This is a genomic window from Capnocytophaga sp. oral taxon 380 str. F0488 (assembly GCF_000318255.2).
Classification (GTDB): Bacteria; Bacteroidota; Bacteroidia; order Flavobacteriales; family Flavobacteriaceae; genus Capnocytophaga; species Capnocytophaga ochracea.
Genome location: NZ_KB291205.1, coordinates 25,692 through 34,938 on the forward strand (window position 1 = coordinate 25,692; position 9,247 = coordinate 34,938).

Genomic DNA, 9,247 nt, shown 5'->3' on the forward strand with positions numbered 1-9,247 from the left:
CTATAAGCTTCCTATAAGCTAAGCATACCCTCCTAATAGCCTTTTCTCTTCAAAATTACTCTCAGTGTACTTCTGATATTTTTCGTTTCCTTCCGAAAGTACCACACCCTCCGACCAATCAAATAACTATTTTAATCTCTCCCCATCATTTCCTAATTTCCAAATTTGCTAATCTGCTAATTTTCACATTTGCTAATTCCCTAATTTCCTAATTTCCAAATTTGCTAATTCCCTAATTATCCTTATCTTTGCACCCAAAATATGTTTTTAATATGATTCATATTGATTTAAAGATAAAAATTGCAGTTTTAATAGCTATTTTTATCATCTTACAAAGCTGTAGAAAAACTACTCCCACTACTTCTCACCCCAATTCTTCATTAAATGAGGCTGGTAAAGAGGTTTATACTGAGGCTCTTACTATTGCAGTAGATACCTCTGTAACTTCATTTGAAAATCTTACAGTTCTTGATGCTACTTATAAAAAAGGAATACAGTCCGAAACCCATAGTTATTATACAGAAAATGGAGGAAAAACTCGTTGGCTCTTCGAAGATATCCCTTCTCGCATCTTTTCGCAGTATATAGAAGCTTTAAAATGTATTGAAGAAGATGGTCTAAACCCCGAAACTTATAGGCGTTCTGCTTTGAAAAAAGTGGTAGATAGTGCCTATAAATACAAACTCCCTAATGATTATAAGGCTTATTTAGATAAACAAATTACCGCCTCTTTTTTGCTTTTCGCCAAGCACCTTACCTCTGGTCGCTTTTCTAAAAGAGCCTATGGAAAACATACGTGGATAAAGCCAAAATATAAATATCGGAATATTGATATGCTCTTACATTTGGGAGATAACGATGATTTAGAAGCAAAATTAGCAAGTCTTTATCCCAAAGGAGAACAGTATAGACGAATGAAATATAAGTATATACAACTCAAAAGTCAGCCTCTTGACACTATTCGTGTCATTAAATTTTCAGACCCTAAAAACTTTGTTTACGGGTATACCGATCCTGAGGTCGAGAGCTTGCGCAATGCCTTAGCTAAAAAAGGCTTTGGATCAGTTCCCAAAATCGACCCTCAGGAAGTAGATAGTACCCTTATATGGGCATTGAAAAGATTTCAGCGCAGTAAAGGGCTTACTCCTGATGGTTCCTTAGGTATCCAAACACTCAATCGTCTGAATATGAATAAAGCACGCCAGCGCGATTTACTTAGGCTCAATATGGAGCGTATGCGTGTTTTCAATAATGATTTAGGTGATGATTATATAATTGTGAATATCCCTGATTATAAACTTTTTTTATATCATAAGGACTCATTAATATATCAAACCAAAGTAGTGGTGGGGCGAGCTCAAAGCTCAACTCCCATTTTCACCGATTCTATTCGTTCAATAGAATTTCGCCCTACGTGGTCTGTGCCTCAAAGTATTATCAGAAAGGAAATGATTCCTCAAATGCTATTGCAAGAAGACCCCGAAAGATACAAAAATAGAGGTTATACTATGTATGAAAATGGCAAGGTGATAGACCCCTTAGAGGTAGATTGGACGAATCCATTAGTGCATAAACGTGCTTTTTATTTTGTAGAAGCTCCCTCCGAGCGCAACTCATTGGGCTTAGTGAAGTTCCTGCTCAATAATAATATGAGTATATATTTGCACGATACACCATCGAAGTATTTGTTCGAACGTGAGCAACGTGCACTTAGTCACGGCTGTGTACGCGTGCAAAATCCTTCGCAATTAGCCTATTATCTACTGAAGAATGAAGGAGATGGAAAGTCTTGGACAGAAGAGAAGGTTAAAGACTTTATGAACAATAATAAGCGCAATCAGTATCGTGTAAAACTCAATACAAAATATATGATTAATATTCTGTACTACACCATATCGGTAGATAAGAAAGGCGAAGCAACTATAAAGAATGATATCTACGATCTTGATAACGAACAGTTGAAAGACATAAAGCGGTTTGAAAGTTAACTTTCAAACCGCTTTTTTTATTTGTCACTTATTTTAATGCCCTTTATTTTAAAGCTTTTCTTATTTCTTCTTTTAAACTATCCGAAGCCTCTACCAAAGGCAAACGCACATAGGGCTCACATAAGCCTTGAGCAGCTAAAATAGCTTTAATTCCTGTGGGGTTCCCTTCTTTAAAAGCTAAACCCATCATAGGTAACAATTCGTATTGCAAAGCATTGGCTTTAGAAGTATTACCATTTAACCCTAACCGTACCATCTCAGAAAATTCCTTAGGGAAAGCAATCCCAATCACCGAAATTGCTCCACTACCACCCATATATACTGAAGGAAGGGTCGTAGTATCATCTCCTGATAAGAAAGTGAAATGTTTAGGCATATCTTTTAAGATATTCATATCTAACACTAAATTACCCGAAGCTTCTTTTACAGCTATAATATTCTTAAAGTCATTAGCCAATCGCAATATGGTTTCAGCGGTCATACATACCCCTGTGCGCCCAGGTACATTATATAAAATAATAGGTAAAGGACTCTCTTTGGCTATTGCTGCAAAGTGTGCATATAAACCATTTTGCGAAGGTTTATTGTAATAAGGCGTTACAGATAGAATCGCATCAAAAGGGGTTAAATCCGTACTCTTGATTTCCTCAATAACACTTTGGGTATTATTGCCCCCAATACCTAATACTAAGGGTAAATGCTTTTTATTAGCCTTGATAATAGTCTCTCGTACAAGAGCCTTTTCTTCCTTACTGAGAGTAGGAGCTTCGCTGGTAGTTCCCAAAACTACAATGAAATCTACTCCACCATCAGTTACATATTCTACTATACGGGTAAGAGCCTTAGTATCCACCCGCTTCTCAGCTGTGAAAGGTGTGATAAGAGCCACACCAGTTCCTCTTAGTTGTTTTGTCATAATTTTTTTATTTGCGAATAATGGTTTCTAATATTTTTTTTAATTCATTAGCAAAAACCTTTTCATCAGCAGGAGAACAAGCTATCACAATATCGTTGTACTGTAGCCCTATTCCTTCAAAACCAGCTCTTAATTTAGCCTTGATAGACGAAGATAATAGCAACAATGGCAATTTAGGCTCGCTAAAATAATTAATGAGCAAGTCATATTCTTGTTCAGCTAATCTATCGGCGTGGTAATTCCTAATCTTTCCTTGCCAATTAATTTCCTTATCAATCAGAAAAGGAGTTCCATTAGCGTGAGTTTCTTCTGATTCACGCTTATATCCTAAGACAATATAGTTCTCAGGGCGAATGGAATAGTATTTTATAAGCTCCAATAAGGGGTCTACATTCTTCACTACATCCATATCCACAATACAACCAACTTTTGCTAAGTTGTTGTCTAACCTTTTGTTATAACTTTCTAAGGCTTTAAAATTCTTCCGAATTTTATTTTTTATGTTATAATTTTTTACGATGTCCAAAATATATTGTAATTTTGCGTGTGATTGCAAAGGTAAAAATAATTTTTAAAATAGAAATATATTTATGAAAAAGTTTGATGTAATGAAGCATTATTTTTTTGTATTGCTTGTAACAATAGGATTTTTAGCCTCTTGTTCTTCGTCTAAAACGCAGCTTACAAGAGTAAAAGCTATAAACATTCCTATTACCGATACTATTTCACAAAAAGCTGAAATAGAAAACTTTATCACACCATATCGCGAACACATATCCTCTGAGATGTCTACCGTCTTAGCTCAAAACCCAGCCGATTTGGTGAAAGATAGAAAAGAAAAAGCATTAAATACCGCTATTGGTAATTTTATGGCTGATGCTACCTTCGAAATTGTAAATCCTCTTTACAAAAAACGTACAGGTAAGGATATCGACTTTGTAATGCTCAACTGGGGAGGTATTCGTTCCGATTTGCCTAAAGGTGACGTTACAGTAGGTTCAGTTTATGATATAATGCCTTTTGAGAATAAAGTAGTAGTACTTACAATGTCAGGAGAGAAAGTACAAGAGCTTCTTAACTATCTGATTAAAGAGCGAAAACCTCACCCTCTGTCAAAGCAAATAGATTTGCAAATCACCAAAGATGGTAAGGTGGTTCATTTCAATATCAATGGGAAACCTTTCGATTCTAAAGCTACTTATATAGTTGCTACTTCCGATTATTTAATGAATGGGGGAGATGCGATGTACTTCTTCGAAAATTCTTTAAAAGTAGATGAAACAGATTATAAACTTCGCAATGTACTGATTGACTATTTCAAAAAAATAGACGTATTAGACGCTAAAAAAGATAACCGATTTGAATATAAATTATAATACGATTATGAAAAGACGTACTTTTATTAAAAACATAGGAGCTTCATCTTTGCTAATGGGGGTAGGAGGTCTATCGCTATCAATGAAGCCAAGCAATGCAAAACAAATTACTATTTTGCATACAAACGACGTACACAGTCACATCGACCCTTTCCCTATTACTGACCCTCATAACCCTAATAAAGGAGGAATAGCGCGCAGGGCATATCTCATCGACCAAGTACGTAAAGAAAATCCTCATACCTTGCTTTTCGATGCAGGAGATATTTTTCAAGGCACCCCTTATTTTAATTTCTATGGAGGTGAGTTAGAGTTTAAGCTAATGTCAATGCTTAAATACGATGCTGCTACCTTAGGGAATCACGATTTTGACAATGGGGTAGAGGGGCTCTTTGCACAGCTTCCTCACGCCAAGTTTGATTTTATCATTTCTAATTACGATGTAAGTAAAACGCTCCTCAATGGGTATACAAACCCCTATAAAATTTATATGGTAGATGGTATTAAAATAGGAGTTTTTGGTCTGGGCGTTGAATTGGAAGGTTTGGTAAATAAAAAACAATACGGCGAAACAGTTTATCTGAACCCTATAGAGATAGCACAAGATATGGAACTCAAACTTTATAATGAAGAACATTGTGACTTAATTCTCTGTCTGTCTCACTTAGGATATGATTACAAAAATAGCCCTAAGGTCTCCGATTTAAAAGTAGCTGCTCAAACCTCTTATATCGATTTAATTATAGGAGGTCATACACATACTTTTTTACCTCGTCCTACTTTGGTTACAAATAAAAGAGGAAATACTACTTTGGTAAATCAAGTAGGTTGTTATGGTATTAATTTGGGAAGAGTAGACTTCATTTTTGAGGAAGGTAGCCTTGTAAAAAACAAAGCAGTGACTATTGAAGTATAGGTTGTTATAAATTATTTTGTAAAAAAGTACTCGTTTTTTTTGTATATTTAAAAAACTTACGTACTTTTGCAACCGAATTAAAAAGGAGCCTGAGTGGCGGAATTGGTAGACGCGCACGACTCAAACTCGTGTTCTTCGGAGTGAGGGTTCGATTCCCTCCTCAGGTACAATAAAAGGAGCTACATTATTGTAGCTCCTTTTTGTTTTCTTATATAAAGTAGTTTTGAGAACTATTTATTTTTTAGGTTTTACTTTGGTTCTCGCTTCTTCTGTTAGGTACCTCTTTTGTCTTTTCTTCTTCCTTATTTACCGTTGTTTTTTCAATTTTTTAGCACGTTGTTTTAAGTCTTTTTCAGTAAAGTAGTAAACAGTAACTTTATTGCTAAAATATTCCTCTCGTAGGTAGTAATAGGTGTTAGTTTTAAGGTCTTTTACAAGGTAATGAGTACTATGGTTGTCAGGGAAGCCTTTGAGGATTTCATAAGTAGTGAGATGGAAGAGTTTGCGTACGAATTTGCCAATGCGCTCGTCTTTAGGAATATCACTTTTCAGTTGGAAAGAAGGATTAGGTGATTTCCCTCGTATATCATAAATTTTAATAAAGCGCAGTAAAGTGGCTACGTCATTTAGTTTCTGTTTGTCGGTAGCAAAATTACCAGTACTTTTAATGAGGTAGTATTCATCGTTGGAGATTTTGTGGAGATAATAACTACCGAGATTAAGATTGAGCTCTATAGGAATACTATCACATTCCACCCCTCGTTTTTCCATTTTCTCTACCTGAATAGATAAATACTTGCCTACTGCTTGATAAGTTCCTATAGTAGGAGAAGAGCAGGTATTACCACATTCGGCTACTAACCAAGAGGAGAAAGTACCATCTGAATTGAAGAGAATACGGTCGCCAAAAGTATATTTACTCTCGGGTGTTTTTAGGAAATAGACATCGGTCACGTCAGGGAACTCCCCTAAAAAATTATCAATGCGCCATTCTTTGCCTATAAAATCTTGAGCGTGAATAATACTGATTAGCAGTAGTCCAATAGTAGTAAAAAGTGTTTTCATTTTTTAAATTGTACAAAAATACCTCCTGCAAGCCATAAAAGCAATAAAATACACCCTACAAGACTTAATCTACTACCTGTTTTTACTACTTCGGGGTCAAAAGCAAAGCGTATCTCGTGTTTTCCTGCGGGTACAGACATTCCTCGTAAAGTGTAATCTACACGGTAGATAGGCGCCTCTTTGCCATCGATAGTCGCTTTCCAGCCGTGAGGGTAGTACATCTCCGAGAAAACCGCAAAACCTTCGTGAGAATTGTTACTTTCGTAAGTTAATTCATCAGGGCGCATATGTTTTAGTGCAATCGTAGCCGTGCTATCCACAGTGTATTGTGATGGAAGGTTTGTTTTCAAATCTTTGAGCGTTGCTAAAGCCTCTTTGGAAGGGTGAAACTCTTTTAAAGCTTTCATCACCTCATCATCACTGTTTTTTAAGCTAAGTTGCTTTATAAACCACGCATTACCTAAGGCATCTTCGTTGTGCATTGGTTGTATTTCTCCCTCTTGGTTGCGCAAAAGTATATATTTCACATTCAGCATATTGAGCACTTCCATATTTCCTTTGGCTATTTGGTAATCGAAGAGTTCCTGCAAGCGCTTAGGTTTCGCTGCGTGATAGCCTCCAATCGAATGGTGAAAAAACGAAGTACGTGCACCATTGATACCCACTTGAGGTTCGTATACGCGATAATAGCTCTTGTCTTGAAGAATCGCCATATCAGCAGGAGTTGCCTCAAAAGGATTTTCTATTAGGTATTTATCTACAAAATTGTCTTTGTTTACATAGCGTTTGGCTACTCCTCCCAAATCAAAGAAAAGCAATGCTAAGAGTGCTATTTGCATTCCCCTAAGAGGAATTTTGTTGTACTGATAAAGTACCAAAGCTAAAGCCGTGAGCAGTATAAGTACGGTGCTTCTCAGCAAATCAGCAGTGTAAATACTTTTGCGGTCTTCCACTATCATTTGCACAATCTCTCTGTTGCCGTAATACACATCGTTTGCGCTTTGGAAATCAAAGAATCCTTTTCCTAAGAAAAGCAATAACATTACCCCCAAACAAATATAAAGACTGTAAAGTAAGTATTTTTTGCGCTCCTCTTCAGGTGTTTTTAAGAACTGTTGTAATCCTACTATCGCCAATATAGGCACGCAGAGTTCTAAAATTACTTGTATAGACGATACCGCTCTAAACTTATTGTATAACGGAAAGTAGTCTATCATAAAATCAGTGAGCAGTCCGAAGTTCTTGCCCCACGAAAGTACGAGTGCCATTACTGAGCCCGTTAAGAGCCACCATTTAATTCTACCTTTTACTACAAAAAGAGCCAAGACAAATAGGAAGAACACCACAGCTCCTATATAGGCAGGGGCAGCCACAATAGGTTGGTCGCCCCAGTAAGTGGGTAAACGTTGTGTTTCTTGTAATGCCTGCATAGGGGGTACCCCCAATTGTACCAAATACTGATACGTCTTAGAGTTTTCTCCTAAGTTTTCGTGGTTAGAACCTCCAAAAAGACGAGGCACGATAAGGTTTAGTGATTCACTGATGCCATAACTGTATTCGGTGATATATTCTTTTGATAGACCGCTGTTCTGCTCTTTCGGAGTTCCATCAGGAGTAATAGTAAGTGTCGATTTACTACGGGTGCTCCAATCGGCGTATTCGCGAGTCGTGAGCAGTAAAGTAGCATTTGCCAGTACACTCACCACTACAGCCCCAAGTAGTACCGCCATAGCTTTTCCAAAATCTTTGAGTTGTTTCTCTTTGATAGCTTTATAAAGGAAGCCTACACCTAAGAGCAATACCAATAAAAGCAGGTAATACGTCATCTGGAAGTGATTAGCGCAGATTTCTAACGCCAGCGCTACTGCTGTGAGTAATCCCCCCCAAAGGTATTTCCGCTGAAATACCAATAAGATACCCGCTAATAAAGGAGCAAAATAAGCAATGGCGTGTGCTTTGGCATTATGCCCTGCTCCTAAAATAATAATCAAGTAAGTAGAAAGACCAAAGGCAATAGCCCCCAAGAAAGCATTCTTGTAATCCACTTTTAACACCAAAAGTAGGACGTAAAAGCCTATAAAGTACAAGAAGAGATAATCGGCAGGACGAGGTAAAAAGCGCAACGTTCTGTCTAGCTGCTTTACAAAATCATTAGGATATTGTGCCCCTAACTGATAGGTAGGCATACCACCAAAAGCGCTGTTTGTCCAATATGTCTCTTTGTTTTCTGTTTGACGGTAATCATTGCGCTCCTTCGCCATACCAGTATACTGAACAATATCGCTTTGGAAGATACCTTTTCCCTGTAATACAGGATAAAAGAAAGCAAGCGCTATTACAGCAAATAGCGCTATTACTACAACGTGAGGGACTATTTTTTTCATTTAGTTATTTTTTACCTTTTATCTCTTACTTAAATCAAACTTCCTCGTAATCTATATACTCACCCACTTGCTTGGTAGCTTCAGGGTTTTTAGAATGAGAATTCTTATTTATAATAGTTTGTTTACCTTCCTTCTCTTCTGAGCGATTTCGCCCATAAGCATTTTGTTGGTACTGATTTTGGGTACGCTCGAATTCTTTTTGCATTTTTTCACTTACCTTGTTTATGAAAAAACGCATCATATAAGGAGCCAATATTCTCAGGAGGATTCTCAGTCCCCAAAACACTAATATAATAATAAGGATAGTCTGTATAAATCCTGAAAAAGAAGCTTCTGACATCATTTTATTTTTAGTTTTGGTGCAAAGGTATAAAATAATTATGAACTAACAAATTTGTAAAATTTACTAATCTCCTCCACTTTTACCTTATTTTTGCCTTTACCTTTGTATCGCTACGCCCCCTCTCTTTAGGAGAGTTTCTCAATAACTACCGAGTAAGTGTGTGTTAAAAGGAATTTATCTTTCTCTTACTTTCGCCTCGTAACCCTGTTTTTAACATTTTTGGCATTGTTGTATTATAGTATGAATCAACTACTTATAT

General features: G+C 36.7%; 8 protein-coding genes and 1 tRNA gene. 4 read left to right on the forward strand and 5 right to left on the reverse strand.

Features of this window, described 5'->3' with window-relative positions:
- Positions 1-272 precede the first annotated feature (272 nt).
- Positions 273-1,988 carry a murein L,D-transpeptidase gene (locus HMPREF9078_RS06540; protein WP_009419906.1) on the forward strand — a complete coding sequence of 572 codons (1,716 nt, stop codon included), beginning with the start codon at positions 273-275 and terminating at the stop codon, positions 1,986-1,988.
- Positions 1,989-2,031: 43 nt separating this feature from the next.
- On the opposite strand, the gene dapA is transcribed toward HMPREF9078_RS06540, so the two are convergent.
- Positions 2,032-2,904: a 4-hydroxy-tetrahydrodipicolinate synthase gene (dapA, locus tag HMPREF9078_RS06545; RefSeq protein WP_009419907.1), complete on the reverse strand. Its 873-nt coding sequence runs from the start codon at positions 2,902-2,904 to the stop codon at positions 2,032-2,034.
- A 7-nt stretch (positions 2,905-2,911) separates the two neighbouring features.
- On the reverse strand, positions 2,912-3,460 hold the full coding sequence (locus tag HMPREF9078_RS06550; RefSeq protein WP_002671644.1) for a hypothetical protein: 549 nt from the start codon (positions 3,458-3,460) through the stop codon (positions 2,912-2,914).
- A 34-nt stretch (positions 3,461-3,494) separates the two neighbouring features.
- Here HMPREF9078_RS06550 and HMPREF9078_RS06555 point away from each other — a divergent pair, with 34 nt between their 5' ends.
- From HMPREF9078_RS06555 to HMPREF9078_RS06565, 3 genes are all read left to right on the forward strand, one after another.
- A complete protein-coding gene (locus HMPREF9078_RS06555; protein WP_009419908.1) occupies positions 3,495-4,280 on the forward strand; it encodes a 5'-nucleotidase C-terminal domain-containing protein in 786 nt (261 codons plus the stop codon).
- Between the two features lie 7 nt (positions 4,281-4,287).
- Positions 4,288-5,196, forward strand: a complete 909-nt coding sequence (locus tag HMPREF9078_RS06560; protein WP_034543125.1) for a bifunctional UDP-sugar hydrolase/5'-nucleotidase — start codon at positions 4,288-4,290, stop codon at positions 5,194-5,196.
- 87 nt (positions 5,197-5,283) lie between these two features.
- Positions 5,284-5,363, forward strand: a tRNA-Leu gene (locus HMPREF9078_RS06565).
- 139 nt (positions 5,364-5,502) lie between these two features.
- Here the strand turns inward: HMPREF9078_RS06565 and HMPREF9078_RS06570 are convergent.
- The 3 genes from HMPREF9078_RS06570 to HMPREF9078_RS06580 are packed head-to-tail and all read right to left on the reverse strand — an operon-like array spanning position 5,503 to position 8,988.
- Positions 5,503-6,261 (reverse strand): hypothetical protein, encoded by a 759-nt coding sequence (locus HMPREF9078_RS06570; protein ID WP_009419910.1) that lies wholly within the window; start codon positions 6,259-6,261, stop codon positions 5,503-5,505.
- Positions 6,258-8,645: a YfhO family protein gene (locus tag HMPREF9078_RS06575; protein ID WP_009419911.1), complete on the reverse strand. Its 2,388-nt coding sequence runs from the start codon at positions 8,643-8,645 to the stop codon at positions 6,258-6,260. The genes HMPREF9078_RS06570 and HMPREF9078_RS06575 overlap by 4 nt, the downstream gene beginning before the upstream one ends.
- A 34-nt stretch (positions 8,646-8,679) precedes the next feature.
- Positions 8,680-8,988 carry a DUF4834 family protein gene (locus HMPREF9078_RS06580; RefSeq protein ID WP_009419912.1) on the reverse strand — a complete coding sequence of 103 codons (309 nt, stop codon included), beginning with the start codon at positions 8,986-8,988 and terminating at the stop codon, positions 8,680-8,682.
- Between the last annotated feature and the right edge of the window lie 259 nt (positions 8,989-9,247).